Genomic DNA, 25471 nt, shown 5'->3' with positions numbered 1-25471 from the left:
CCATGAGTGCCGAGGAATCGGAAACCCAGGATTCCACGTCCGCCGAAGTCATCGAGGTCGTCGGCAAGACCGGGATGCACGGCGAGGCGATGCAGGTGAAGTGCCGACTTCAGGAAGGCTCCAACCAGGGCCGCATCATCACGCGGAACGTCCTCGGCCCGACGCGGGTCGGCGACGTCCTCCAGCTGCGTGAGACGGCCCGCGAAGCCGACTCCATCGGAGGTCAGTAATGCCCCAGACCCGAGAGTGTGACTACTGTGGGGCGGACATCGAGCCCGGGACGGGTACGATGTTCGTCTACAACGACGGACGCACCGTGCACTTCTGCTCGTCGAAGTGCGAGAAGAACGCCGACCTCGGCCGCGAGCCCCGCGAGCTCGAGTGGACCGACGAGGGCCACGCGCAGGCCGGCGAGGGCGAATAGATGAGCCACCACGACGAGCGGACGTTCGTGATGGTCAAGCCCGACGGCGTCCAGCGCGGTCTCATCGGCGAGATCGTCGGCCGCCTCGAAGACAAGGGCCTGAAGATGGTCGGCGGGAAGTTCATGCAGATCGACGAGGAGCTCGCCCACGAGCATTACGGCGAGCACGAGGGCAAGCCCTTCTTCGAGGGCCTCGTCGAGTTCATCACTTCCGGGCCGGTCTTCGCGATGGTCTGGGAGGGCGCGGACGCGACGCGGCAGGTCCGCCAGATGATGGGCGCGACGGACGCGCAGGAGGCCGCTCCCGGCACCATCCGTGGTGACCTCGGGAACGACCTCGGGCACAACGTCATCCACGGCAGCGACCACGAGGACGAGGGCGCGAACGAGCGCGAGATCGCCCTCTTCTTCGACGAGGACGAACTCGTCGACTGGGACGCCAACGAGGCGCCCTGGGTCTACGAGGACGCGGGCGACCACTAACGGTCTCTCCTCTCCGTTCTCTCACGCCCGATAGCGACGCGAGCGCGCGGCACGCCGGCGTGTCGCCGTCGCACGCGATTGGGCGGACCGGCGTGCGTAAATAGCCCCGAGAAGTATCTAGGCGTCGTGACGACACGTGACGAGCCGGTCGCTTTCGAGGCGGACGGTGACCGCCTCAACGTCCACGACACGGTGATGGACGCGACGTGCACCTTCACGGCGAGCGGGCCGCTCGACCCGGTTCGAGTCTCGGCGGATCGGTTCCTCTTTCCGGTCGACGCCGCCGTCTCCGTGGAGACGGACGAACTCACGCTCCCGGCGCACGCCGGTCTGCACGTCCGCTCGGAGGCCGGCGACGTCGTGGCGTCGGTCCCGGGCGAGCGCAAGTCCTTCGCGCGCGGGGTCTACTACGTCGAGGTGGCACTGGGCTGCAAGCTCTATCTGAAGGTGTTCGATGCCGCGTTCACGCTTCGCGGCGAACCGAGTGACGGGCCGGCACCGACGACGGTCGAGTTCGAGGAGACGGCACGCGTCGCGGTCGGAGCGCGCTCGCTCCACGAGCGGCCGGCAGCGACGATAACGGTGCCGGACGAGCCGAGCGCGCTGCGGGAAGCGCTGCCGTATCTGGCGTCGAGTGTGAAGGAGTGGTCCTGCGAGCGCTCGTGGCCGACGCTGCGCGGACACCCACCGCGACTCGAGCGCGGGGACGCGCTCGACATCCCCGACGCGCTCTCGAAGCCGGAGACGGGCGTGACGATCGCCGTCCCGGAGACGTACGCCGCGCTCTACACGGTCGCGCCCCTCGCCTACTACCTCGGCGCCGACGTCGTTCCCGCCACGGACCCCGAACTCCACCTCGACAACGGCTACAGCGAGGCGTTCGCACAGCACGGGGAGTCGCTCGCGGACGCCACGCGGACGCTCCTCCGGCACTGTCTCTTCTTGGACTCGCTGGTGCGCGTCGGTGGCTACTACACGATGGAGCGACAGGAGTACGAGGCCGTCGCGGGCGACCTCCCGTTCTACCCGCCGAAGCTCTACGACGCCACGATTCCTGAACAGCTGATGGAGTACCTCGAAGTCGAGGCAGAGCTCCTCGCGCCCTACCTCCCGATGCATCGGTACGAGGCGACGCTTCGCGCGGAGCCGGCGGACGCCGAACTCCTCCCGTTCCTCCTCGACGACTTCGTGCCCGTCCGCGTCTCCGGGGCGCGACGGGCGAACGCGAGCGACGCGCTCTATTCGGCGTACAGCACGGACCCGATTCCGGAGGGGGCGACGAAGCTCTCCGTCGCGGGTTTCGAACACGCCCTCGACGCGCCACCCCGGTCAGCCGCGTCGGAACGCATCGCGCTCCTCGGCGTCGGGGACGGCGTGATGGACGCACTCGACGCCGTCTTCATCGGCCACGGCGACGGGTCGTCCTACGAGGCGGCGACCATCGACCGCGCGCGGCCGACGGTGGCGGCCGTCGAAGACGCGCTCTCCTCCGGGTACGGCTTCGTCCACGTCGAGGCACCCATCACCGACGACGGAATCGAGTGCGTCGACGGCGTCCTCGACCCGGCGACGCTCGACGACGTCTCGGTAGGGATCGCCTCAGTCGTCGGCCCGCTGTCCGAGGCGGGCGCGGCTCTCGACGTGCTCGTCGAGCGTGGCGCGACCATGGGCATCGCCTCCGCCTCCATCACGAGCCGTGCCCTCGGGCACGTGCTCGGCCGTCTCCTCTCCGGCGCGCCGTTCGCGCAGTCCGTCCGCTGGGCCGACCACGACGACGCGTACCGATTCGCGGGGGACGTCGTGACGTGTCCGATAGTGCGCGAGGACGGATCGACGCTCCCGGAGCACGTCTTCCGATCGACGGCGCCAGACAGCCACCAGGTCTGGATCAGGGCATGGTGGGGATTCGGTGGCGACAACGGAACGGTCGTCGGGTTGGTGTCGGAGCACGTCGTCCACCCACAGCGCCTCGCCGGAACGATCCTCGAACAGCCCGCATCGCTGTCGAGCGAGGAAGTCGCCGACCTCATCGAGGAACGCGATAGCGTCTACGTACTGAACGGGGACCCCATCCAACACGACCGCGCACTCACGCCCGCTGACGTCCGCGCCTCCGCGCGCCGCGCGCTCGCCGACAGCACGTCGCCGGAGACCCACGAGTAACATTCACTTCTGGAATGCGATTCAAAACCGATAAGCGAGGGGCGCGCCGAGGGTGACGTACTCGTGACGAACGCCCAGATAACCCTCGTCCAACTCGACAACTACGGACCGTGGACGGTGACGCCGGAACCGCGCCGCGAGGCCGACCTCCAGACGCTGCAGTCGCGTCTCTTCGCGGACCTCTCGCAGTTCTTCGGCACCCGCGACGGCTACGTCTTCTTCACGCGCTTCGACAACATGATCGCGGTGACGAACGGCGCCGACCTCGAGGACCACGCACGGGTGCAAGAGTCCATCCGGAACCGCTATCCCGTCACCGTGAGTCTCGGCATCGGGACGGGCGCGAGCCCGACGGACGCGCTCGTCGACGCGACTGCACACCTCCAGGCCGCCGGGAGCGCACAGGACGCGGAGCGCCGCGAAGTGTTGGGCGGTCAGCCGCTCGACGACGGCGAGCGCGCCGACGACGACGTCCACATCGCGCACTTCGACGTGAACGACGCCACCGGGAAGTACACGGACGAACTCGACGCGTTCTCGACGTTCGTCCGCATCGAGCAGGGGTACGCGTCGCTGATGCGCGTCCTCCACGACGAGTACGGCGGTCTCGGGTTCTTCGTCGGCGGCGACAACGTCGTCGCGATCGTCCCCGAACTCGACCGCGCGGCGTACGAGGCGGTCATCGAGCACGTCCGTGCGGAAGCCGACATGTCGCTGAAAGTCGGCGTCGGGAGCGGCCACACCGCGACCGACGCGGGGCTGGCGGCGAAGCACGCGCTCGAACGCTGTCGCGAGGCCGGGACAACCGTCGAGGGCGACGTCTGAATTAACTCAGAGCGTACTCCCTAATTTTGTACTCGTTCGGTACTCACACCACGCTTTTACTCCCAGCGCCCGTCGTCTCCGATGATGTCAATCGACGTCCCGAACACCCTGGCGACGGCGCTCGAGGAGTCCTCCGACGACGAGATCGAACGCGCGCTCTGGGACCTCGTCTACGAGCAGGGCCGCGACGCGGACCTCTAAGGCGAAGCTATTCCCTCGTCCGACCCGTAGCCTGATACATGGCGACGGGCGAGCGACTGCCGGGTGCTCCCGACCCCACAGAGCGCATCGTCCTCCACGTGGACATGGACTGTTTTTACGCCTCCTGTGAGCGCAAGCGAGAGCCGGCGCTTCGAGGTGAACCCGTCGTCGTCGGCATGGGCTACGAGGCCGGCGAGACGGTCGGCGCGGTCGCGACGGCGAGCTACGAGGCCCGCGAGTACGGCGTCGAGAGCGCGCAAGCCATCTCGAGCGCGCTCGAGCGCCTCCCCCGTCGAGCGGAGCGTCCGAACGACCCCGAGAGCGCGTTCTATCGGCCGGTCGATCTCGACTACTACGAGGACGTCGCGGCGGACGTGAAGGCGATCCTGCACGACCTCGCGGACACCGTCCGCGAAGTGAGCATCGACGAGGCCTACCTCGACGTCACCGAGCGCACCGACTGGTCGGTCGCGGAGGGGTTCGCCCGGCACGTCAAACAGCGCATCGAACGGGAGGTCGGCGTGCCCGCGAGCGTGGGCGTCGCGCCGAACATGAGCACCGCGAAGATCGCGAGCGACCACGACAAACCGGACGGGCTCGTCGTCGTCCCGCCGGAGTCGGTCGCGGCGTTCCTCGCGCCGCTCGACGTCGCGGCCGTCCACGGCGTCGGGCCGATTCGGGCGCGCGAGCTCGCCGAGATGGGGATCGAGACGGCGGGCGACCTCGCGGACGCCGACCCCTACGCGCTCACCGACCGGTTCGGCGAGCGCGGCCGCGAACTCCACGAGCGGGCGAACGGGCGCGACGACCGCCCGGTCGAGCCGACGGGCGACCCGAAGAGCTTCAGCCGCGAGTCCGCGTTCGACGGCGCCGTCGAGGACCACGACAGCGTCGTCGAGCAGGCGCTCGCGCTCGCGGACGCCGTCGCGGAGCGCGCGACCCACGAGGACGCCCTCTATCGCACCATCGGCGTGAAGGTCGTCGTCCCGCCGTACGACATCAACACGCGTGCCCGCTCGCTCCCCGGGCCGGTCGACGAACCCGAGCTCGTGCGCGACGTCGCAGCAGAGCTCCTCGCGGAGTTCGACGGCGACCCCGTTCGGAAGGTCGGCGTCCGCGTCTCCAACCTCTCCTTTACCGCGAACGAGCAGGCGAAGCTCGGCGGGTTCGCGGACGCGACGGCACATGACGGGGTCGGCGACGCGAGCGAGGACGCGACGAGCGACGGCGGCGAGTCGGAGGACGGCGACGCGCAGGCGTCTCTCGGCGACTTCTAGCTCGAGCGGTCGAGGACGCGCTCGCACTCGACGACGAACCCCGCGAGGCTCTGTGCGGCCTCGCGCTCGAGCGAGAGGACGACGCCGGCCGTCGCGGACTCCTTGATGACGACGAAGACGCCGTGCTCGTAGAGCTCGACGCAGGACTCGAAGTCGCCGAACGGGCTATCGGGTTCGCGCAGCGGCTCGCGGTTGCGCATCCGCTGGACGATATCGGCCGACCGGCGCCGCGAGCGGTCGTTCGGCAGGTCGTCGCGCCGATAGATGACCGCCCAGTCGTCGGCGGTGAATCGGACGGCCGTTCGGAAGTTCTGCCGTGCTCGCTCCGCGACGAATCGCACGAGTCGCTGGTGGCGTCGCTCGACCATGCCTGCGCGTACAGAGCACGCGTTCATACGCTCTCCGGAAGCGGAGCACGCGCAGGCCGACGCGCCCCCATCCATAAGTCGGCAGGGCGGTCTAGGTGCACCATGGCCGAGAAGTACGAGCGACTCGTCCGGCTGGTCGAGAACAGAGCGGGCGACGCCTTTCGCGGCGCGATCCGCTATCACGAGGGCGGCCACACCATCCTCTACTTGCGCGACGACATCGCGACGGACGCCTTCCGCGACGCCGTCGACGGCCTCATCGAGCGAGCGCGCGCGTACGAACCGCTGAGTCGCCCGGAGAGCTACCCGACCCTCGGGGCGACGCAGGCGAGCGTCGAACTCTACGAGGCCGCGGCGGTCATCCACTTTCGCGAGGGCCCGAACACCGGCATCCTCGTCTCGCTCGACCGGGACGTCGCACAGGGCCTCGGCGCGTTCGTCACGCGCTGTACGTCGGTGCTCGTCGAGAACGGCGGTGTCGAGGGCGCCGACGGCCCCGAGTCGCCCGACTAGCGCAGCGGCGCGACGAGGTCCTCGAGGGCGGCCTTCGGGTCGTCGGCTTTCGCGACGCCGGACGCGAGGAGGACGCCGGACGCGCCGAGGTCGTCGGCGGCCGTGAGGTCGTCGCCCGTCGAGATGCCGGCGCCGCAGTAGACGTCGACGGCGTCGTCGACGGCTTCGGCGGCCGCGACGGCGTCCGTCACGATATCGGGGTCGGCGCTCGCGACGGAGACGTCGCCGCCGATGAGCTCCGGGGGTTCGACCGCCACGGAGTCGGGGCCGAGCGCGGCGACGGCGCCGATCTGCTCGGGGTTGTTCGCGCAGACGCAGGTCTCGAGGCCGGCGCGCTCAGCGGCCCCGACGGACGCGTCGATGTCCGCGAGCTTCATCCGGTTCTCCGAGTGGTTGAGAAGCGTCCCCTCCGCGCCTGCGGCGGCGGCGCGCTCGGCGAGCGTGCTCCCGGTGTGACTGCCGTAGTCGTTCGGGCTGACGTGCTGCGCCCACGTCTCGACGCCCGTGTCGGCGACGGCGGCGATGTCGGCGGCCTGCGGCGCGATGGCGATGCGGACGCCGGACTCCTCGGCGACGTCGTGAGCGGCTTTCGCGACCGCGACGGGGTCGCAGGGGTACGCCTTCAGGTTGACGAGAACGAACATACAGCCCGGTTCCGCCGCCGCCGCATTACCGGTTACGGAATCCGCAAAGAGAGAACTACAGGCGTAGAAAACGCTAGTCCTTGCGCTTGACCATGTCGCCGAGCGTGAGGCCGCCCTCGCTGGAGCCGCTCTCCCACTCCTCGTCGCCGTCCGTGGCCTCGAGGAGGCTCACGCCGAGTTTCTTCTCGAGCTTCTCGCGGACATCGTCGCTCGGGAGGATGTCGCCGCGCTCGAGCTTGCGCACGAGGCTCGCCTTCTCGTTGAGTTCGGAGGCGAGCTCCTCTTGGCTGAGGCCCGTGTTCTCGCGGGCCTTCCGGATGCGCTCGTCGTAGTCGCCGGCGAGCTCCTGCATCTCGTCGAACATGTCGCGGCGACGGCGCTTCGAGCCGCCGGAGGACCCACCGGAGTTCGACCCCGAGGAGCCACCGGAGGAAGAGGAGGACGTCGAGTACTTCGTCGACGTCGAGGAGGAGGACTCCTCGGTGCGAACCTCCGTACCGAAGTCGGTACAGTCGGAACACACGTCGAGTTCTGCCCCCTCGACTTTGATGGTCTTGGGGTTCTCCGTCTCGGCCCCGCACATCTCGCACTGAACCATACCGTTGCTTACCGGGCCGCGTGTATAAAGCACACGCCGGAGGCGAGGCGGGCACGTCGCGGGGTTCTCGCCGTCGCGCGAACGCACGCCGCCCGTGCTCACGGCTCCGCCCTCGCCGTTCCGAGGCGGCGCTACGCGCCGCCTCGGCGCTCACGGGTCGCGTAGATCCCCCCACGCGCCCCAGAAGCGCTGGAAGGCGGTGAGGTGACCGACGACGGCGAAGACGCCGAGGAGCCACGCGACGAGGCTGAACCCCCCGACGACGGGAATCACGGCGGAGAGCACGCCGACGACTCCCACCAGGGCGAGGCGGTCCGCGCGTCCGAGCAGGCCGCCGTACTGGCGGCCGAGGCCGACCGCCTGAATCTGCGTCCCGAGGTAGGAGGTGAGGAGGACGCCGGTGACGGCGGCGAAGCCGAGGAGCCACGAGTCGATGCCGGCGGCGAGGCCGGCGAGGATGACGACGTCCGCGTAGCGGTCGAGGACGTGGTCGAGGAGGTCGCCGCCCTCCGAGTCGACGCCGGTCTCGCGCGCGACCGCGCCGTCGAGGAGGTCGAACCAGCCGTTCAGGAAGACGAGGAGCGCGCCGACGACGTACCAGACGGCCGTCCCGAGGTAGAACGCGCCCGCCGCGCCGACGGCGACGACGAACGCGAGGACGCTGATCGCGTCGGGCGTGAGGCCGAGGCGGACCGACACGGCGACGAACGGCCGAAGCAGTCGCGAGGCCAGCGGGCGGAACTGATCGAGCGTCACAGCAGGTACTCCGTGTAGTCCACCTCGCCCGCGCTCGGCTCGCGCTCGCCGCGCACGACGGCGTCGATCTCCGCCGCGACCGCCTCGGGCGTTCGGTCGGTGGTGTCGATCTCGTAGACGCGCTCCTCGCCGTGGCGACGAACGGCCTCGGAGAGGATGACGTCGAGCGCCTCGGACTCCGCGTTCTCGCGGGCCTTCGCCTCGGGTTCGCCGCGTTCCGTGAGCCGCTCCTCGAGCGCCTCGGGCGCACAGCGCAACACGATCACCGCGTCGGCGTCGTCGAGGTGGTGGGCGAGGTGGCTCTCGACGAGGACGTCGTCGGCCGCGGCGTACTTCTCGACGAGCGCGTCGATGTCGGCGACGAGGCTGTCGCGCGCCTCGTCGCGCTCCGTGTACAGCTCCTCGTCTCTCACGACGTCGTTCAGGTGGACGACGTCGAGGTCGGTGTCGAGGTGCTCGCTCGCGGTGGTCTTGCCCGTTCCGGGGGTGCCGGTGAGGACGACCCTCATTCGCCGAGGACCTCGTTGAGTTCGCGGACGGCGCGCTTCGTCTCCGCCTTCGTCCCGCAGGTGATGCGGACGCACTCGGGGAGGCCGAAGCTCGAGCAGTCCCGGACGATGACGCCGCGCTCGCGCATCGCCTCGGCGACGGCCGTCGCGTCCCCGACGTCGACGAGCAGGAAGTTCCCGTGGCTCTCGTAGGTCGGCGCCGCGACGTGTTCGGCCATGTAGTCGCGACTCCAGCGCGCGGTGTCGACGGTCCGCTCGACGTGCGCGCCGTCCTCGAGCGCCGCGAGGCCCGCGCGACACGCGAGGAAGCTCGCCGCGAACGGCGTGTTCACGCGCGCGTAGGTGTCCGCCCACGCCTCGGGGACGAGCGCGTAGCCGAGGCGGAGGCCGGCGAGCCCGTACGCCTTCGAGAACGTCCGCAGGACGGCGACATCGTCACGCGGTGCGCGACTGGCCGACGAGTGTGACTCGTCGACGTCGTCGCGCTCCCCGAGGAGCGAGACGGCGCTCGGCGCCTCGGTGAACTCGCCGTACGCCTCGTCGACGACGACGAGCGTTTCTTCGTCGGTTTCGTCGGCGATTCGCTCGACGTCGTCGAGCGCGAAGCGCCCCCCGCTCGGGTTGTGCGGGCTCGTGAGGTAGACGACGCGCTCGCCGTCGTAGGCGTCGAGGACGCGCTCGGCGGAGAGTTCGAAGCCGTCCGGTTTCGAGACGTCGTACTCGGTCACGTCGCCGTGGTGGAAGCGCGCGCTCATCCCGTAGTAGGAGAAACCGGGCGTCGGGACGAGCACGTCGTCGCCGGGTTCGAGCGTCGCGCGGTGGAGGTAGTCGAGCGCGCCGTCGCCGCCGTTCGCGAGCCAGACCTGCTCGTCCGTGACGCCCCACTGCTCGGCGAGCGCCGCCGTGAGGTCCTGGTGGTCGGCGGTCGGGTAGTGGTGGACCTCGTCGGCGCTCGCCTCGATGGCCTCCGTGGCCGCCGGACTCGGCCCGAACATGTTCTCGTTCGACGCGAGTTTGACGAACTCCTCGGGGTCGCGGCCGAGTTCCCGCGCGACTTCCTCGATGCCGCGGCCCGCGCGGTACTCGACGTGGTCCGAGAGGTCCCGTGGTCGCATGTCCGGTGAAAGCCCCCGACGCGACTTAAACGGGCCGATGCACCGTGCGCCCGGCTATACCGAGACGGCGGGGCGAACCGTGCGAGCGCCCCGTTACCAGCCGTCCGGGGCGACGTCGTTCGCCGGCGTCTCGCCCGCGAACACGCGCGCGAGGTCGGCGGCGACCGTGGCGTTCGCCTCCCGTCTGGCCTCCTCGGAGTACCACCCCGAGTGCGGCGTCGCCACCACGTCGTCACGGCCCGGGAGCGGCGAATCCGTCGGCGGTTCGTCCGCGAAGACGTCGAGGCCGGCGGCCGCGATGTCGCCCGCGTCGAGCGCCGCCCGGAGGTCGGCCTCGTCGACGACGCCGCCGCGACCGGTGTTGACGACGACGCCGCGCTCGGGGAGCGCGTCGAACCACGCGGCGTCGACGAGCCCGCGCGTCTCCTCGGTGAGCGGCGCGTGCACGGAGAGGTGGTCGGCGGCCTCGCGGAGGCCGCCGGCGTCCACCTTCTCCACGCCGTGCTCGGCCATCGTCTCGGCGTCCACGTACGGGTCGTAGGCGGCGACGTCGACGCCGAAACCCCGGAGGCGCGCGGCCGTCTCGCGCGCGATGTCGCCGAAGGAGACGAGGCCGACGGTGTCCTCGCGGAGGCGGTGGAGCTCGCGGCCCGCCCACGGGTCCCACGTGCCGTCGGCGACGCGGTCGTTCTGCGCGGGGACGTCCCGGACGCACGCGAGGAGGAGCGACGCGGCGTGCGTCGCCACCTCGTCGACGCAGTAGTCGGGCGCGCGCAGGACGGTGATTCCCTCGTCCGTGGCCGCCGCGACGTCGACGTTGTCCACGCCGATGGACGTCTGGCCGAGCGCGACGAGCGAGTCGAGGCCCGCGAGGACCTCGCGCGTGAACGTGATGCGGCCGTTCGTCACGACGGCGTCCGCCTCGCGCTCGCGGACCGCGTCGCGAAACCGCTCGGCCGAGGGCATCGCGGTGACGTCGACGGCGGCGTCGAGGCGGTCGCGGAAGACGGTAGGCGCGAGCTTCGGGTCGTCGTCGAGCAGGACGCGTCGCGTCATGTCGGGCGTTTCTCCCGGTCGGGACTTGGGGTTTCCGCCGGCCGGGCTCGCGGGGACCGCTACGCCTTAGGACCCACCGTCCGCACGTCCACCCATGGCGACAGCACTGACGGCCGTGTACGCGATCCACCTCCTCGCCGGCGCGCTGTGGGCCGGGAGCGTCTGCTTCTTCACGTACAGCTACCTCCCGCTCGCGAAACGCGGCGACGTCTCCGTGGACGTCCTCGCGGCCGCGACGAGCAAGCTCACGACCGTCTCGCGCGCCGGTGCCGTCCTCCAGCTCCTGACCGGCGGCTACCTCGCGAGCCCGATGGGCGTCGGGACGACGAGCGCGTACTGGTCGAGCACGAGCGGCTACCTCGTCATCGCGATGGTCGTACTCTGGCTCCTGCTCGCGGCGTTCACCGAGATGGCGGCGTCGCGCCTCCGCGACGGCCTCGACGTCGATAAGGTCCGCACGCCCGCCCGCGACGCGTCGACCCTCCTCTACGCGGCGAGCGCCGTCGCCGTCCTCCTCCTCGTGGACGCCGGCCTCCTCCTCGCCTGAACCTGGCACGCCATCGATAGATCGGCCCCGCTGTTTTTCGTCCTCCGCCGTCTCGGGGAGCACATGGCAAGTGCACTCGGCTCACTCATCCTGTTCGTCGTCAGCCTGCTCGTCGGCGGCCTCGGCATCTACGCCGGCGCGCGCGTCGTCGCCGGCGTCGAGGACTACTCGCACGCTCTCGTCACCGCCGTCATCGGCGCCGTCGCGTGGGCGGTGCTCTCGTGGGTCCCGCTCGTCGGCGGCCTCCTCGCGCTCGTCGCCTACGTCTGGGTCATCAACTGGCGCTACAAGGGCGGCTGGGTGAACGCGATCCTCATCGCGCTCGTCGCGTGGATCGCCACCGCCGTCGCCGTCTTCGTCCTCGGCGCCCTCGGCGTCCCCGTCACCGGTATCGGCGTCCCCGGGGCCTGACGCGACCTACTCCCGTTCGACGTCGACGGCGAGCGTGCCGACGCCTTCGACGTCGGCCTCGACGTGGTCGCCGTCCGCGAGCGGTCCGACGCCCTCCGGCGTCCCCGTGATGACCACGTCGCCTTCTTCGAGCGTCATGTACCGCGTTATCTCCGCGACGAGCTCGGGCACGGAGAAGATGAAGTGCTCCGTGTTCGAGTCCTGTCGCGTCTCGCCGTTCACGCGGAGCGAGATGGCCGCGTTCTCGGGGACGTGCTCGGGGTCGGCGACGACCGGCCCGAGCGGGCACGACCCGTCGAAGGCCTTCCCGCGCACCCAGTTCTGCTCGCGGTCCTGATCGTCGCGGTTCGAGACGTCGATGGCGACCGTGTAACCGGCGATGACGTCCGCCGCGTCCGCTTTCGGGACGTTCCGGCACTGCTCGCCGATCACGACGCCGAGCTCGACCTCGTGCTCGACGGTCTCCTTCCCCTCGGGGAGCGTGACCGTGTCGCCGTGGCCCGCGACGGCGTTCGGCGGCTTCAGGAAGAGCAGCGGGCGGTCCGGGACGTCCTCGCCGCGCTCGGCGGCGTGCTTCGCGTAGTTCCGGCCGACGCAGACGACCTTGCTCGGCGTGCTCGGCGCCAAGACGTCGACCGCCGAGAGGTCGTAGTCGCGCCCGCCGAAGGAGACGTGCTCGCCGTGGTGTTCGCCCTCGCGCACCGCACCCGCCGGATCGCGGAACCTGACGTGTCGCATACGCCGGCGTTCGCCCGCCGGAGGCTAAGCGTTGCGGTCTCCGCCGTCCGCGCGACTACCAGCGGTGGTGGACGTACTCCTTCACGTACGCCTCGTAAACGTCGCGGGCCGCGCCGTGCTGGCGGTGGCTCAGCGGCGCGAACTCGGCGGCCGCGACGTTCTCCGCGATGTGCTCGGGCGACGTGCTCCCCGGGATGACGGTCGACACCGCGTCGTGGTCGAGGATCCACCGGAGCGCGAACTGCGCGAGCGTCACGTCCGCCGGCGCGTACGCCTCGAGTTCGTCCGCCGCGTGCGCGCCCACGTCCTGCGGGACGCCCGCGAACGTCTCCCCGACGTCGAAGGCGTCGCCCTCGCGGTTGTAGTTCCGGTGGTCGTCTTCGGGGAACGACGTCTCGGCGTCGACCGCGCCCGTCAGCAGCCCGGAGGCGAGCGGGACGCGCACGATGACGCCGACGTCCTCGCGTTTCGCCCGCTCGAGGAAGCGCTCGGCGGGCCGCTGGCGGAACGGGTTGAAGATGATCTGGACGGACTCGACGCCGTCGTACTCGATGGCCTTCAGGCCCTCCTCGACGCGCTCGACGGAGACGCCGTAGTGCGCGATGAGACCGTCGTCGACGAGCGCGTCGAGCGCCGCGAACGTCTCCGGCTCGTAGTAGACGTCCGTCGGCGGACAGTGCAGTTGGAGGAGGTCGAGCGTCTCGGTGTCGAGGTTCTCGCGCGAGCGCTCGACGAAGCGCCGCAGGTTCGCCTCCGTGTAGCCCTCGGCCTCGTGGGGGTCGAGGCGGCGGCCCGCCTTCGTCGCCACCACGGGCTCCTCCTCGCGCTCGTCGAGCACTTCCGCGATGAGGCGCTCCGAGCGGCCGTCACCGTAGACGTCCGCCGTGTCGAGGAACGTGATCCCCTCGTCGAGCGCCGCGTGCACGGCGTCGCGCGCCTCCGCCTCGCCGACCTCGCCCCAGTCGCTCCCGATCTCCCACGTGCCGAGGCCGACCGGCGTCACGTCGAACCCGGTCGAACCGAGCGTGCGTTCGTCCATACGCCCACTCCTCGCGCGTCGCCCCTAACCGTTCGGGTCGCGGACCGGCTCTCGCCCCCGCCCGGCCTCTAGGGTTTATACGCCCGCCGTGAGTAGTCGTTCCCGTCATGCAGATTACCTGGTACGGACACTCCACCTTCAGCGTCGAGGTCGACGGCGAATCGCTGCTCATCGACCCCTTCTTCGACAACCCGAAGACCGACACCGACCCCGAAGAACTCGACCCCGACCACGTCCTCATCACGCACGGCCACGCCGACCACATCGGCGACGTCGACCGGTTCCGTGGCGCGCACTTCGTCTCCACGCCCGAGATCATCAGCTATCTCACCGACGAGTACGGCATCGAGAACGGCACCGGCATGAACCTCGGCGGCACCTTCGAGACCGAGGAAGCCTACGTCACGATGGTCCGCGCCGACCACTCGAACGGCCTCGACACCGACTACGGCGCCAGCGGCGGGATGCCCGCCGGCTACGTCGTCTCCGACACCAAGCCCACGCAGGTCGCGGACGAGGCGTCGCAGACCTTCTACCACGCCGGCGACACCAGCCTCCACACCGAGATCCGCGAGGTCATCGCGCCCTACCTCGAGCCGGACGTCGCCGCCGTCCCCATCGGCGACCACTTCACCATGGGCCCGTGGCAGGCCGCCGTCGCCGTCGACTGGAGCGGCGCCGACTACGCCATCCCCATGCACTACGACTCCTTCCCCGTCATCGAGCAGGACACCGACGACTTCGTCCGCGAAGTCGACGCCGCCGGCGCGCAGGCCGACGTGGTGGTGCTCGACGGCGACGAGTCCTTCGACCTCGGCGACGAACTCGGCTACTAACGGCCTCCTCTCGTTCTTTCGCGCGCAGCGATGTCGCTCGCCTAGCGGACCGAGCGTGTTAGAAAACTGAAGTGGACTCGCCGGGATTTGAACCCGGGGCCTCTCCCATGCCAAGGGAGTGATCTACCACTGATCTACGAGCCCTCGAACGCATCCTTCCGTATCCGGGGGACGTAATTGAACCCTTCGATTCGACCCCATCGAGAGTAGAAACCCTTTACCGGTCGAAGCCCACACTCACCCGTAGGGAACTGCACGGCCGCATATCTGACTCGCCGTCCGCTTGGGCGGCTCGGGAGTGTGGCAGTGCTCGGGCGTTTTCGCGCCCAGCGCCGCACAGCGGTTCGTGTCGTTCCAATTCACACTATGGCACGAATGCACACCCGCCGTCGCGGCTCGTCCGGTTCGGACAAGCCGGCGGCAGACGAACCCCCGGAGTGGAGCGACGTGGACGCGGACGCCGTCGAGGAGCGAGTCGTCGAACTGGCAGAGGAGGGCTACGACCCCAGCCAGATCGGCATGAAGCTCCGGGACGAGGGCGTCCAGGGGACGCCGATCCCCGACGTGAAGCTCGTGACGGACAAGAAGGTCACGACCATCCTCGAGGAGAACGACGCGAAGCCCGACCTCCCCGAGGACTTCCGTAACCTCCTCGAGCAGGCGGTCCGCCTCCGCGAGCACGTCGAGGAGAACGGTCAGGACCACCAGAACCGCCGCGCGCTCCAGAACACGGAGTCGAAGATCCGCCGTCTGGCGGACTACTACCGCGGCGACGAGCTCGACGAGGACTTCACGTACTCCTACGACGTCGCCGCCGAACTCCTCGAGTAACACCGAATGTCCACTACGGGTCGCTCCGGATCGTCCGCCGACGCCGCGACGCTGACGGACTGCCTCCGCGAGGGGGCGTTCGTCCGCGTCGTCGCGCGAGCGGACGGTGACGCGCTCGCGGCCGCCGGCCTCCTCGGGCGCGCGTGCTCGGCGACGAGCACGCCGTACCAGGTGAGCGTCGCGGCGACGCGCAGCGACGCGAGCGCCCGCCTCGAGGGCCTCGCCGACGGGGACGCCGGGGTCGCGGTCGGCTTCGACGGCCTCGGCGACGCGTCGCTCAGCGGCGGCGTGCTCTCCGAGACGGCGCTCGACGCCGCCCGCGCCCTCGACGCGTCGCCGAGTGCGGCGCTCGCGCTCGCGGGCGTCCGCGCGGCCGACGAGATTCCCTCGGGCGCGCTCGCCGACCTCGTGGAGCGCCGACCCGGCGTCGGCCTCCCGGTCGCGGACCTCTCGGACGGCCTCGCGCACACGACGCTCTGTCACGCCCCGTGGTCGGGCGACGACCGGCGGACGGGCGCGCTGCTCGCCGAACTCGAGCTCCCAGCGGAACTTGAGGCGGACTCCCACCGGCGTCTCGCCTCGCGGGTCGCGCTCGACGCGACCGAGGACGCGGCGCCCGACTCCGTGGACGCGCTCTCGCGCGTCCTCCGACCGCACGTCCTCCCGGACGGGCCGTTCGAGACCGCCGAGGGGTACGGGGACGTCCTCGACTGCCTCGCGTACTCCCGGCCCGGCCTCGCGACGGCGCTCGCGCTCGGCGTCGCGGACCGCGCCGACGCGCTCGACGCGTGGCGCGAGCACGCGACGGCGACCCACGACGCGCTCCGGGCGAACGATCCGGCGCGCTACAGCGGCGTCGTCGTCTGCGAGGTCGACGCGCCCGCGTGGCCGCTCGCGCGCCTCGTTCGCGACGGGCGCTCCCCGGAGTCGCTGGCGCTCGTCGTCGGCGACTCGGGCGCCGCGCTCGCGAGTACGTCCGACGGCCCGGACGCCAGCGCGGTGTTGGCGGCGGCCGTCGGCGACGACGCGGTCTCGGGGAGCGCGACGCGCGCGCTGACGACCGAGACGGACACGGAGGCGCTCCGCGAGGGCGTCCAGGGGGCGCTCTCGACATGAGCGCCGACACCGGCGACGCCGATGCCCCGCGTCGGGCGACGGTCCGAACGGAACACGACGACCCCGCGCTCGTCGCGGCGAGCGTCCGCCCGGACAACACCGACTCGATGCGCACCGAGGTCGCGGACGGCGCGGTCGTCACGACCATCGAGCGCGACGACACCGGCGGCCTGCGGGCGACGACGGACGACTACGTGGTGAACGTCACGGTGGCCGAGGAACTCGCACAGCTAGCCGAACGACACACGACACGAAACCAATGAGCGAACGATCAGTCTCCAAGCGAAACCAGCAGAAGCGATGGTACACCGTGCTCGCCCCCGAGCAGTTCGACCGGGCGGAGCTCGGTGAGACCCTCGCGGACGAACCGGAACAGGTGCTCGACCGCACCATCGAAACCACCCTCGGCGACATCACTGACGCCCAGGGCGGCGAGAACAACCTCAAGCTCACCTTCCAGGTGACCGACGTCGGCAGCGACTCGGCGTACACCGAGTTCGTCGAGTCCACGCTCACGCGCGACTACCAGCGCAGCCTCGTCCGTCGCGGCTCCTCGAAGATCGGCGTCGTCCTGACGGTCCGGACGACGGACGACTACCGCGTGCGCCTCCAGCCGACGGCGTACACGACGAAGAGCGCGGACGACAGCCAGCAGAAGGCGATCCGTCGCCTCATGATCGACCTCGTCGAGGAGGCCGCCGAAGAGCGGACCTTCGAGGGCCTCATCGACTCCATCCTCGAGGGCCGCCTCTCCAGCGCCATCTACAGCGAGGCCAACACCATCTACCCGCTCCGCCGGGTCGAAGTGGAGAAGGCCACGCTCGAAGCGCACCCCGAGGAGGTCCACGAGGAAGAGGAGACGTCCGCCGTCGACGTCGAGGACGAGTCCTAACGCCGCCCCTCGCGCGGTCAGAAACTCCCGCTTTTTCGCGACGCCACACGGCGAGCGGCGCCGCTCTTCTACCCCCCTTCGCCACCGATATAAACACGTAAGGACGCCCTCGTCGTTCGACCGCGTATGCCTTCCGGGTCCGACGAGGGACGCCGCGCCGGGTTCCGCCCGCGCTTCGCGGGTCGTCTCGGTATCGCGGACGTCGCCACGGCGACGAACGCCGGACTCGGGTTCTGCGCGGTCGCGGCGGCGACGGTCTCGCCCGCGCTCGCGGCGCGCGTCCTCCTGCTCGCGGCGATTGCGGACGCCATCGACGGCATCCTCGCGCGTCGCTACGGCGGGACGGACGTCGGCCCGTATCTCGACTCGCTCGCGGACGTCGCGTCGTTCGGCGTCGCCCCTGCGGCGCTCGCCCTCGCCACCGCGCGGGCCGCGTGGGGCGGGGACCCGCTCCGCGTCGGCCTCGCTGTCGCCGTCGGCGCCGCGTTCGTCGCGATGGCGGTCGTCCGACTCGGCTTCTACACGGCGAACGACGTCGGGAACGCACACACGGAGGGCGTGCCGACGACGCTCGCGGGCACGCTCCTCGCGGCGACGGTGCTCGCGGGTGTCACGTCCCCGGCGGTCGTCGTCGGCTTCACGGCGCTCCTCGCGCTCGCGATGGTGACGACGCTCCCCTATCCCGACCTGCTCGTGCGCGACGCGCTCGCGATGGGCGTCGTGCAGGCGCTCGCGCTCCTCGCACCGGCCGCGTTCGGGCGGGCGTTCCCCCGCGTTCTGCTCGCGTTCGCGCTCGCGTACTTCCTCCTCGGGCCGTGGGTCTACTGGCGCGAGGCGGGCGAAGGGAAACGCTCATAGGCGCGCTGGCGGAAGGACGACGTATGAGTGACGGGGACGAAGAGCCGGCCGACTCCGAGGCGGCGGAGTCGCCGGCCCCCGACGAGACCGCGGCCGAAGCATCGGCGGACGAACCCGAGGAAGCGGCCGACGCCGCAGACGCGTCCGAGGCCGAAGAGGCCACGGACACTGCGGAGAGCGCGGACGACGCGGCGGAAGACGGTGAAGGCGCGGACGAAAGCGACGCCGCCGAGGACGAGAGCGGGGACAGCGAGAGCGACGCCGGTGAGGTGGCCTCGGAGGACGCCGAAACGCCCGAGGACGACACCACCGGAGAAGACGGTGAGGTCGACGTTCGGGCGGCCGAGCGCGAGCGCTACGAGGAACTCGCCGCCGACCTCGAAGCCGCCGAGGAGACGCTCGAGGCCGCCGAGACCGAAGCCGACCTCGACGACGTCGAGGCCTCGCTCGAGGAAATCGAGGCCGGAATCGAGGACGCGGCGTTCACCGACCCCGAGGAGTTCCAGCCGGACGAGGAGGAACTCGACGAGGACGAGGAGCCCGAGGAACTCCTCGACTTCGAGGAGGAGTTGACGAACGAACTGCAGGACCTCCAGGACGAACTCGAGGAGCAGCGTGGGCCGTACGGCGAGGACGTCGTCTCCGAAATCGAGAGCGCGAAGTCGACCGTGGAGGGGACGCGCTGGACGGACACGGGCGACGAACAGGTCGCGGCCGCCATCGAGTCGTTCCTCGCGGACGCCGCCGAGGTACTCGGTGTCGACCTCGCCGGCGACGACGTCGCGGCGCTCGAAGCCGCCGCCGACGCGGTCGCGGACGCCGAACTCGACGCCGACGAGGACGAAGCCGAAATCGCCGCCCTCCTCGAGGCCACGGACGACCTCCAGTCCGGTATTGATGACTCGCAGGCGTTCGCCGACCTCTCCTCCCGGCAGAAGCTCCAGTACGAGGGGTTCTACGACGTCCTGAACAAGCACAAGGACTACCCGCCCGAGTGGTCGGCGGTCAAGGAGTGGACGAAGCGCGACAACGCCGAGATGGTCGCGCTCTGCATGGAGCACTTCACCTCCGGCTACATGGAGGACCACTGTCTCGAGGCGTTCGTCCGCATGGGCAACCCGGACGCCATCGACGTGCTGAAGGAGAAGGCCCAGCGGCGCAACCTCACGGCCGTGAAGGCGCTCGGGAAGACCGGCCACCCGGACGCCGTCGATGGCGTCGCGGACTACATCGACTCGGAGTCGAACCCGAAGCTCCAGCGCGTCGCGCTGCGCGCCATCGGCGAACTCGGCGCGACCGAGTACACCGAGGACGTCGCGCAGTGGCTGGTCGCGGAGAACGAGGACGTCCGCAGTCAGGCCGCCCGCGCGCTCGGCCTCCTCGGCGACACGCGCGCCGTCGCCCCGCTCCGCGACGTCCTCGAGGACGACGGGGAGACGGAGGGCGTGCGCGCGAGCGCCGCGTGGGCGCTCTACCAGATCGGGACCGCAGAAGCGCTCGCGGCCGCCGCCGAGCAGGCGGAGACGCGGTCCTTCCTCGTGCAGTCGGAAGCGGAGAAGGCGGCGGCGGCGCTGGACTAGAGGAAGAAGGCGAGGAGCTGGATCGCGAACCCGGCGGCCGCGAGGAGCGCGCCGACGCGGCCGATCCACGTGTACTGGCGCACCTCCTGCGGTGAGAGGTCGACGTTGTAGCTGTCGAAGTCGGGGTCGTAGTTGATGTAGCTCGGCTGCTGGAAGAACTCGAGGAAGACGAGGAGCGCGCCGAGCGTCGCGAGCGCGTATCCCGCCATTCGGACGGACTCGACGAGCGTGAACGCTACCATACGCCGGTCTGTGGGTCGGGGCGGCTAAAACGTGCCGACCGACGGCCGCGACGGCGCCCGTCGCGTGCGACGACGCGAGCCGAACCTTCTCGTACGGTGACGGGGCCACCGCGTGCCGTGTCACGTCGCTTCGCCACGTCGCTCTGTCTCCTCCTCCTCGCCGGGACGCTCGCCGCGTCGCCCCCCGCCGTCGCGACTCCCGCGTCGGGCGCATCGAGCGGCACGCCGACCATCGTCGCCGTCTACCCGAACCCCGTCGCCGAGCGCGACGCTGGCGAGTTCGTCACCGTCCGCTTCCCGGAGGAGACGGCGCTCGGGTCGTGCGCGCTCGCGGACGACGAGGGGCGCGTCGCGCTTCCCGAGCGCACCGTCACGGGGACGGTGACGCTCAGTACCGCGCCGAATCGCACTCGACGACTCGTCCCGGGGCGCGTGCTCGCCTCGGCGGTGCCGTCGCTCGCGAACGCGGGCGAGGACCTCGTCCTCCTCTGTGACGGTACCGTCGTCGACGCCGCGAGCTATCGAGACGCGCCCGAGGGCGAGGTGTCCCGCGACGGCGCGTGGCGGGTGCTCGGCCGGACGGCGTTCGCGGTGTCGAGCGTCGCGAACGCGGACGCGACGGTGTTCGCGCTCCCGGACGCGCCCGAGGCCGTCCGCGAGTCGCTGCGCGGCGCGGACGACCGCCTCCTCGTCGGCGGCTACACCTTCACGTCCGAGCGCGTCGCCGCGATTCTGGCGAACGCGAGCGCGCGCGGTGTCGACGTTCGCGTCCTCGTCGAGGGCGGCCCCGTGGGCGGCGTCGCCGAGCGCGAAGCGCGCGTGCTCGACGGCCTCGTCGAGGCGGGGGTCGAGGTGACGGTCCTCGACGGCCCGTACGCCCGCTACCCGTTCCATCACGCGAAGTACGCCGTCGTGGACGACGCGGTGCTGGTCACCTCGGAGAACTGGAAGCCGAGCGGCATCGGCGGACGCGGGACGCGCGGGTGGGGGGCGCTCGTTCGGAACGCGACGCTCGCGGATTCGCTCGCCGCCGTCCACCGCGCGGACAGCGAGTGGGTCGACGGCGTCCCGTGGCAGACCTACAAAGAGAACGCGACGTTTCAGGAGTCCGAGCCGGCGAACGCGACGTATCCGCGCGTCTTCGCGCCGCTCGACGCGGACGTGGACGACGTCTCGCTCGTCGTCTCCCCCGACACCTCCCGGGACGCGCTCCTCGGGTTCGTCCGGGGCGCGAACGAGAGCCTGCTCGTCGAGCAGATGGGTATCGGCACCGACACCGTCCTGTTGAACGCGACTGTCGCCGCCGCGGAGCGCGGCGTCCGGGTCCGCGTGCTCGTGAGCGGCGCGTGGTACGCCCGCGAGGAGAACGCCGCGCTCGTCGAGCGCCTGAACGAGCGCGCGCGCCGCGACGGCCTCGACTTGCGCGCGAAACTCGCCGCGCCGCGCGGGCGCTACGGGACGCTCCACGTGAAGGGCGCAGTCGCGGACGAGGAGCGCGTCCTCGTCGGGAGCGTGAACTGGAACGAGAACGCCGTGAACAGGAACCGGGAGACGGAACTCGTCCTCGCCGACCCCGAGGTCGGTGCGTACTACGCGCGCCTTTTTCTGGCCGACTGGCGCGGCGGCGTCTGGACGCTCCCCGTGCTCGTCGCGGGCGTCGCGCTCGCGGGCGCCCTGCTCGCGGCGTGGTACCTGCGGCGAGAAATCGCGTTCGAGCGCGCCGACGCGGCCGTCGGCTGGCAACCGTAGCGTCGCGGTCTAGCGCGTCAGCGTGCTGTGGAGTTCCTCGTCGATTTCGGCGTCCGCCATCTTCTCGACGAGCGCGTCGAGGACCTCCTCGCGCATCCCGTTCACGAAGCGGATGGAGCCGACGACGAGGTGTCCGCCCCCACTGACGCCGGCGCCGGGGAACTCGTCGTTGAGGTCGCTCACCATCTGCGGGATGTCCATGCGCACCCCGTCACTGCGAAGGACGGCGAAGTCGGGGCCGTAGCCGATGGTGATGACGGGTTCGCCGGTCTCCTCGACCTTCCGGTCGTGTATCTCGCCCGTGGTCTTCCCGGGCGCGGGATACGTGAAGCGGTGGGCGTAGTTCTCGACGTCGATGCGGTAGAGGTGCGCGCCGGAGTCGACGGTCTCGTGCTCGACGTGCGGCATCGCGGCGTCGAGCTGGAGGTCGACGTCGCGCTGGGCTTTCTCGGCGAGCCACGGGACGAGTTCGCGGTGGCGCTCGGCGTCGCTCCCGACGTTCAGGACGTCGTTGATGAGGTCGCGGCCCGCGCTGTATCGCAGCCAGAACGCCTCGTAGTCGAGGGCTTCGCTGACGTCGTGGAGGAACTCGTCGGTGTAGCCGGCGTCGTGCGCGAGCTCGAGGTAGTCGCTCATCGCCTCGGCCTTCGAGCGGTCGCTGATGCCGGCGACGGCGGGGACGTGGTCGAGTTCGTCGTCGAGGCTCGGGTCGATCATGCGCGCGAGCTCGACGCACATCATGCCGGTGGTGACGCGGTAGTCCTCGCCGTGGAGGTAGGGGTTGACGTGCGCGTCGACGAGCGGGTCGACCGCCTCGGGGTCGGGGTGGTGGTGGTCGACGACGACGATGGGGATGTCGTAGTGGGTGAGCGTCTCGTAGGCGGGCGTGTCCTCCTCGGTGGAGCCGTTGTCGAGCATGAGGAGGAGCGGGAGCTTCTGCCCGTGGCGCGCCTGGTCCTCCAGGGCGAAGTTGAGGTCGCGGGTGGCGTCCTCCATCTCGTAGTAGGGCGCCTTGCTCGGGAGGCGCTTGAGGAGGTGGCGCTTGGCTTCGGCGTCCTCGTGGGTCTCGTCGATGAAGCGCTCGAGGGCGAGCTGGACGGGGACGCTCGCGCACATGCCATCGCCGTCGGCGTGGTGGCGCATCCGGATGGGCCGGGACTCGAGGACGGTCCGTCGGAGCTGGCGGGCGACCTCGCGGAGGTCGGGGTAGAGCTCCTGCATCGCCGGCCACTCGACGAGCGGGTCGACGTCGGCGGGCTCGGAGCGCTCGGCGACGGCGGCGGCGAGGCGCTCGCGGACGTGTGTGGCCTCGCCCTCGGAGAGCTCCTCAAGAGCGCTGATTTCGACCTGGAGCGCGCCCTCGCGCTCCTCGACTTCGCCGGTGACGTGGACGACGGCGTCGAGGTCGATGTCGGGGTAGGCCCGAACGCCCGCCTCCTCGAAGGCGGTGCAGGGGACGGCGCCGGTTTCGTCGCGCACGCGGAAGATGGTGGGGCCGCCGGTCTGCTTCACTTGGACGACTTCGCCCTCGAGGTGGACGGTCTCGCCGACGCGCCCGTCGAGGGCGCCGGCGGCGGCGCGCTCGTAGGAGAACGCGCGCTCCTCGATCTCGTAGTCGTCGAGGTCCGCGACCTCGAAGCCGAGATCGCCGTTCTCCCGGATCTCGGTGAGTTCGACGACGAGTTCGTCGCCGACACCGTACTCGTCGTCGTAGTCCGACGGGAGGACGGACTCGTGGAGCAGTCCGGAGACGTGGTCGGAGAGGTCGACGAAGACGCCGTAGTCCACCACGCCGTTCACGGTCGCGGTGTAGCACTCGCCGGCCTCGATGTCCTCGACGGTACACTCGGCGGCGAGCTGGTAGACGACGGAGGTAACGCCTCCGTCGGAAGAACCGTCAGTCATGCTCCGTGATTCGGCGCCGGTGTGTTTAAGGCTTTATTGTCGCTCTCGCGGGTTTCGGGGCGTCTCGTCGCCGTCACCGGAACGCGGTACGGTCGGGTCGGCTACCGACAGCGTCGCTCCCGTGACCGTCGCGCGTCCCGTCACGGGGGCTGTCGCGGCGCACGTCGCCGCGAGTGCGCGGACGGCGCCCTCGAAAGGTTTAGCACGCGCCGGCGACCACCTCGAAGTATGGCGTTTGGCTCGCGGCCGGTGCTCGGCATCGCGGCGGAGACCCTTGAGTTCGCGCTCGAGGCGGCCGAGGACTCCCACCCGAACGAGTACCTCGGCGTCCTCCGCGGGACGCCGGCCGCCGAGTACGACCTCGACGGCGACGGCGACCTCATCACGGACGTCCTCTTCATCCCGAAGACGACGTCGAGTCCCGTACAGGCGACCCTCCAGTCGGACCTCGTCCCGAACGACAGCCACACCGTCGGGACGATACACTCCCACCCGAACGGCGTCCTGCGCCCGAGCGACGCGGACCGCCAGATGTTCGGGCGCGGCGCCGTCCACGTCATCCTCGGCGCGCCCTACGAGCGCGACTGCTGGCGGGCGTTCGACCGCGAGGGCGAGCCGACGACCCTCGACGTCTACGACGTGGCGCTCCCCGCGCCCGAGGACTTCTTCGACTTCACGCAGGCGGACATCGACGCCGAGCTCGAGGAGGAGGACCGACTATGACGGCGCGCGTCGTCGCGCAGGGCACCTTCGACTTGCTCCACCCGGGTCACGTCCACTACCTAGAGGAGGCGGCGGCGATGGGCGATGAACTCCACGTCATCGTCGCGCGCCGCGACAACGTGACGCACAAGGAGTCGCCCGTCCTCTCGAACCGCCAGCGTCGCGACATGGTCGCGGCGCTCGACGCCGTCGACGACGCGCGCGTCGGCCACCCCACGGACATCTTCGCACCCATCGAGGAAATCGAACCGGACGTTATCGCGCTCGGCTACGACCAGCATCACGACGCGGACGCCATCGAGTCCTCGCTGGCGGAGCGCGGCCTCGACTGCGTCGTCCGCCGGGCGTCCGCGCGCGACCCCGAGTACGAAGAGGAACTCCTCTCGACGGGCGCTATCATCGACCGAATCGTCGCCGAGCGCGCTTAGTCCTCGACGACGGCCACGGCACGCACGGGCGCGCCGTCACCCTCGACGCGGAGCGGAGACGCCGTCAGGCGAAAGCGCGACGGGAGCGCGTCGAGGCCGCGGAGGTTCTCGAAGACGAGCAGTCCCGCCTCGAAGAGCGCGCGGTGTGCGGGATAGCCCTCGGGTTCGCCGTCGGCGTCGCCCGTAGGCGGCGACGGGTCGGGGCTCGCGGCGTCGAGGGCGACGTGCTGGCCGCGTTCGGCGAGTGCGTCTGCGGTTTCCGGCGCGAGATACGGGTGGTCGCGGTAGCGCGGCGTCCCCCAGTGGGCGTCGAAGCCGGTGCGGAGGACGACGACGTCCGCCGAGTCGTCGGCGGGGAGCGCGTCGGGCGTGATGGCCTCGCGCGGCCCGGCCTCGACGCCGACGAGGTGGGCGTCCATCGCGAACGTCCCGACGTCGTAGGCGTCGAGACCCCGGCCGTCGGCGAGCAGGTGGCTCGGCGCGTCGACGTGCGTCCCGCTGTGCGTGGAGAGCGCGAGGCCGGTGACGCGATACCCGTCGGCGGCCATCGTCGCGGCGGGCGAGACCGAGACGGCGGGGTCGCCCGGGTAGACGGGCATGCCGTCGGTGAGTGGGTGCGTGAGGTCGTAACGGGTCACGTCGTG

The 25471-nt window shown here is 70.7% G+C and carries 31 protein-coding genes and 1 tRNA gene; 19 read left to right on the top strand and 13 right to left on the bottom strand.

All coding sequences use genetic code 11. The features are described 5' to 3' along the window. Window positions 1-2: 2 nt before the first annotated feature. The 6 genes from EFA46_RS08385 to dinB all read left to right on the top strand — a co-directional run bounded on the left by EFA46_RS08385 (window position 3) and on the right by dinB (window position 5373). Window positions 3-230 carry a 30S ribosomal protein S28e gene (locus EFA46_RS08385; protein ID WP_123076751.1) on the top strand — a complete coding sequence of 76 codons (228 nt, stop codon included), beginning with the start codon at window positions 3-5 and terminating at the stop codon, window positions 228-230. After that, window positions 230-424, top strand: coding sequence for a 50S ribosomal protein L24e (locus tag EFA46_RS08380; RefSeq protein WP_123076753.1), 195 nt, complete (start codon window positions 230-232; stop codon window positions 422-424). Before EFA46_RS08385 ends, EFA46_RS08380 begins: the two co-directional genes overlap by 1 nt. Continuing rightward, the gene (gene ndk, locus EFA46_RS08375) at window positions 425-907 is read left to right on the top strand and encodes a nucleoside-diphosphate kinase (RefSeq protein ID WP_123076755.1); all 483 of its coding nucleotides are present in this window, start codon (window positions 425-427) and stop codon (window positions 905-907) included. A 126-nt stretch (window positions 908-1033) separates the two neighbouring features. Further along, a complete protein-coding gene (locus EFA46_RS08370; protein WP_123076757.1) occupies window positions 1034-3070 on the top strand; it encodes a hypothetical protein in 2037 nt (678 codons plus the stop codon). Window positions 3071-3133: 63 nt separating this feature from the next. Beyond that, complete coding sequence (locus tag EFA46_RS08365; RefSeq protein WP_123076759.1) at window positions 3134-3895, top strand: GTP cyclohydrolase III; 762 nt, start codon at window positions 3134-3136, stop codon at window positions 3893-3895. A 239-nt stretch (window positions 3896-4134) separates the two neighbouring features. Continuing rightward, the gene (dinB, locus tag EFA46_RS08360) at window positions 4135-5373 is read left to right on the top strand and encodes a DNA polymerase IV (RefSeq protein WP_123076761.1); all 1239 of its coding nucleotides are present in this window, start codon (window positions 4135-4137) and stop codon (window positions 5371-5373) included. Here the strand turns inward: dinB and EFA46_RS08355 are convergent. Then, the gene (locus EFA46_RS08355; RefSeq protein WP_123076763.1) at window positions 5370-5741 is read right to left on the bottom strand and encodes a hypothetical protein; all 372 of its coding nucleotides are present in this window, start codon (window positions 5739-5741) and stop codon (window positions 5370-5372) included. The genes dinB and EFA46_RS08355 overlap by 4 nt on opposite strands. A 102-nt stretch (window positions 5742-5843) precedes the next feature. Here EFA46_RS08355 and EFA46_RS08350 point away from each other — a divergent pair, with 102 nt between their 5' ends. Then, on the top strand, window positions 5844-6254 hold the full coding sequence (locus EFA46_RS08350) for a hypothetical protein (protein ID WP_123076765.1): 411 nt from the start codon (window positions 5844-5846) through the stop codon (window positions 6252-6254). Here the strand turns inward: EFA46_RS08350 and tpiA are convergent. From tpiA to EFA46_RS08320, 6 genes are all read right to left on the bottom strand, one after another. Beyond that, window positions 6251-6898, bottom strand: a complete 648-nt coding sequence (gene tpiA / locus EFA46_RS08345; RefSeq protein WP_123076766.1) for a triose-phosphate isomerase — start codon at window positions 6896-6898, stop codon at window positions 6251-6253. The genes EFA46_RS08350 and tpiA overlap by 4 nt on opposite strands. Window positions 6899-6971: 73 nt before the next feature. Then, window positions 6972-7496 carry a multiprotein bridging factor aMBF1 gene (locus EFA46_RS08340; RefSeq protein ID WP_123076767.1) on the bottom strand — a complete coding sequence of 175 codons (525 nt, stop codon included), beginning with the start codon at window positions 7494-7496 and terminating at the stop codon, window positions 6972-6974. A 150-nt stretch (window positions 7497-7646) separates the two neighbouring features. After that, window positions 7647-8252 (bottom strand): CDP-alcohol phosphatidyltransferase family protein, encoded by a 606-nt coding sequence (locus EFA46_RS08335; protein ID WP_123076768.1) that lies wholly within the window; start codon window positions 8250-8252, stop codon window positions 7647-7649. Further along, on the bottom strand, window positions 8249-8761 hold the full coding sequence (locus EFA46_RS08330; RefSeq protein ID WP_123076769.1) for an adenylate kinase family protein: 513 nt from the start codon (window positions 8759-8761) through the stop codon (window positions 8249-8251). Before EFA46_RS08330 ends, EFA46_RS08335 begins: the two co-directional genes overlap by 4 nt. Further along, a complete protein-coding gene (hisC, locus tag EFA46_RS08325) occupies window positions 8758-9876 on the bottom strand; it encodes a histidinol-phosphate transaminase (RefSeq protein WP_123076770.1) in 1119 nt (372 codons plus the stop codon). The genes EFA46_RS08330 and hisC overlap by 4 nt, the downstream gene beginning before the upstream one ends. A gap of 93 nt (window positions 9877-9969) precedes the next feature. After that, on the bottom strand, window positions 9970-10932 hold the full coding sequence (locus tag EFA46_RS08320; protein ID WP_123076771.1) for a C-terminal binding protein: 963 nt from the start codon (window positions 10930-10932) through the stop codon (window positions 9970-9972). Between the two features lie 94 nt (window positions 10933-11026). Between EFA46_RS08320 and EFA46_RS08315 the strand changes: the two genes are divergently transcribed. Together EFA46_RS08315 and EFA46_RS08310 are read left to right on the top strand one after the other, a co-directional pair. Continuing rightward, window positions 11027-11479: a transporter gene (locus EFA46_RS08315; protein ID WP_123076772.1), complete on the top strand. Its 453-nt coding sequence runs from the start codon at window positions 11027-11029 to the stop codon at window positions 11477-11479. A 63-nt stretch (window positions 11480-11542) separates the two neighbouring features. Next, window positions 11543-11890: a hypothetical protein gene (locus EFA46_RS08310; RefSeq protein WP_123076773.1), complete on the top strand. Its 348-nt coding sequence runs from the start codon at window positions 11543-11545 to the stop codon at window positions 11888-11890. 6 nt (window positions 11891-11896) lie between these two features. On the opposite strand, the gene EFA46_RS08305 is transcribed toward EFA46_RS08310, so the two are convergent. Together EFA46_RS08305 and EFA46_RS08300 are read right to left on the bottom strand one after the other, a co-directional pair. Further along, complete coding sequence (locus EFA46_RS08305) at window positions 11897-12628, bottom strand: fumarylacetoacetate hydrolase family protein (protein ID WP_123076774.1); 732 nt, start codon at window positions 12626-12628, stop codon at window positions 11897-11899. Window positions 12629-12683: 55 nt separating this feature from the next. Beyond that, window positions 12684-13667, bottom strand: a complete 984-nt coding sequence (locus EFA46_RS08300) for an aldo/keto reductase (protein ID WP_123076776.1) — start codon at window positions 13665-13667, stop codon at window positions 12684-12686. A 107-nt stretch (window positions 13668-13774) separates the two neighbouring features. Between EFA46_RS08300 and EFA46_RS08295 the strand changes: the two genes are divergently transcribed. Then, window positions 13775-14503: a metal-dependent hydrolase gene (locus tag EFA46_RS08295; RefSeq protein WP_123076778.1), complete on the top strand. Its 729-nt coding sequence runs from the start codon at window positions 13775-13777 to the stop codon at window positions 14501-14503. Between the two features lie 72 nt (window positions 14504-14575). Here the strand turns inward: EFA46_RS08295 and EFA46_RS08290 are convergent. Continuing rightward, window positions 14576-14647, bottom strand: a tRNA-Ala gene (locus EFA46_RS08290). Between the two features lie 222 nt (window positions 14648-14869). On the opposite strand from EFA46_RS08290, the gene EFA46_RS08285 reads away from it, so the two are divergent. The 6 genes from EFA46_RS08285 to EFA46_RS08260 all read left to right on the top strand — a co-directional run bounded on the left by EFA46_RS08285 (window position 14870) and on the right by EFA46_RS08260 (window position 19780). After that, window positions 14870-15334 carry a 30S ribosomal protein S15 gene (locus EFA46_RS08285; RefSeq protein ID WP_123076780.1) on the top strand — a complete coding sequence of 155 codons (465 nt, stop codon included), beginning with the start codon at window positions 14870-14872 and terminating at the stop codon, window positions 15332-15334. 6 nt (window positions 15335-15340) lie between these two features. Next, window positions 15341-16450, top strand: coding sequence for a hypothetical protein (locus EFA46_RS08280; RefSeq protein ID WP_123076782.1), 1110 nt, complete (start codon window positions 15341-15343; stop codon window positions 16448-16450). Next, window positions 16447-16713, top strand: coding sequence for a KEOPS complex subunit Pcc1 (locus EFA46_RS08275; protein WP_123076784.1), 267 nt, complete (start codon window positions 16447-16449; stop codon window positions 16711-16713). Before EFA46_RS08280 ends, EFA46_RS08275 begins: the two co-directional genes overlap by 4 nt. Then, window positions 16710-17342, top strand: a complete 633-nt coding sequence (locus EFA46_RS08270) for a 30S ribosomal protein S3ae (RefSeq protein ID WP_123076786.1) — start codon at window positions 16710-16712, stop codon at window positions 17340-17342. Before EFA46_RS08275 ends, EFA46_RS08270 begins: the two co-directional genes overlap by 4 nt. Before the next feature lie 126 nt (window positions 17343-17468). Next, window positions 17469-18200, top strand: coding sequence for a protein sorting system archaetidylserine synthase (locus EFA46_RS08265; RefSeq protein WP_123076788.1), 732 nt, complete (start codon window positions 17469-17471; stop codon window positions 18198-18200). Window positions 18201-18223: 23 nt separating this feature from the next. Next, window positions 18224-19780: a HEAT repeat domain-containing protein gene (locus EFA46_RS08260; RefSeq protein ID WP_123076790.1), complete on the top strand. Its 1557-nt coding sequence runs from the start codon at window positions 18224-18226 to the stop codon at window positions 19778-19780. On the opposite strand, the gene EFA46_RS08255 is transcribed toward EFA46_RS08260, so the two are convergent. Beyond that, window positions 19777-20022, bottom strand: a complete 246-nt coding sequence (locus tag EFA46_RS08255; RefSeq protein WP_123076792.1) for a hypothetical protein — start codon at window positions 20020-20022, stop codon at window positions 19777-19779. The genes EFA46_RS08260 and EFA46_RS08255 overlap by 4 nt on opposite strands. Window positions 20023-20139: 117 nt before the next feature. Between EFA46_RS08255 and EFA46_RS08250 the strand changes: the two genes are divergently transcribed. Further along, window positions 20140-21771 carry a phospholipase D-like domain-containing protein gene (locus EFA46_RS08250; RefSeq protein ID WP_123076794.1) on the top strand — a complete coding sequence of 544 codons (1632 nt, stop codon included), beginning with the start codon at window positions 20140-20142 and terminating at the stop codon, window positions 21769-21771. 9 nt (window positions 21772-21780) lie between these two features. Here the strand turns inward: EFA46_RS08250 and EFA46_RS08245 are convergent, their stop codons facing one another. After that, window positions 21781-23676: a DHH family phosphoesterase gene (locus EFA46_RS08245; RefSeq protein WP_123076796.1), complete on the bottom strand. Its 1896-nt coding sequence runs from the start codon at window positions 23674-23676 to the stop codon at window positions 21781-21783. A gap of 228 nt (window positions 23677-23904) precedes the next feature. Here EFA46_RS08245 and EFA46_RS08240 point away from each other — a divergent pair, with 228 nt between their 5' ends. Both EFA46_RS08240 and EFA46_RS08235 read left to right on the top strand, forming a co-directional pair. Further along, window positions 23905-24399, top strand: coding sequence for a Mov34/MPN/PAD-1 family protein (locus EFA46_RS08240; protein ID WP_123076798.1), 495 nt, complete (start codon window positions 23905-23907; stop codon window positions 24397-24399). Beyond that, window positions 24396-24827 (top strand): adenylyltransferase/cytidyltransferase family protein, encoded by a 432-nt coding sequence (locus EFA46_RS08235; protein ID WP_123076800.1) that lies wholly within the window; start codon window positions 24396-24398, stop codon window positions 24825-24827. The genes EFA46_RS08240 and EFA46_RS08235 overlap by 4 nt, the downstream gene beginning before the upstream one ends. On the opposite strand, the gene EFA46_RS08230 is transcribed toward EFA46_RS08235, so the two are convergent. Further along, window positions 24824-25465: a cyclase family protein gene (locus EFA46_RS08230; RefSeq protein WP_123076802.1), complete on the bottom strand. Its 642-nt coding sequence runs from the start codon at window positions 25463-25465 to the stop codon at window positions 24824-24826. The two genes, EFA46_RS08235 and EFA46_RS08230, sit on opposite strands and share 4 nt — an antisense overlap. Window positions 25466-25471 lie beyond the last annotated feature (6 nt).

The organism is Halarchaeum sp. CBA1220 (assembly GCF_003721175.2).
In the GTDB taxonomy this organism is placed as follows: domain Archaea; phylum Halobacteriota; class Halobacteria; order Halobacteriales; family Halobacteriaceae; genus Halarchaeum; species Halarchaeum grantii.
The sequence above is the reverse complement of the archived record's forward strand: the minus strand, read 5'-3'. Positions and strand labels throughout refer to the sequence as shown.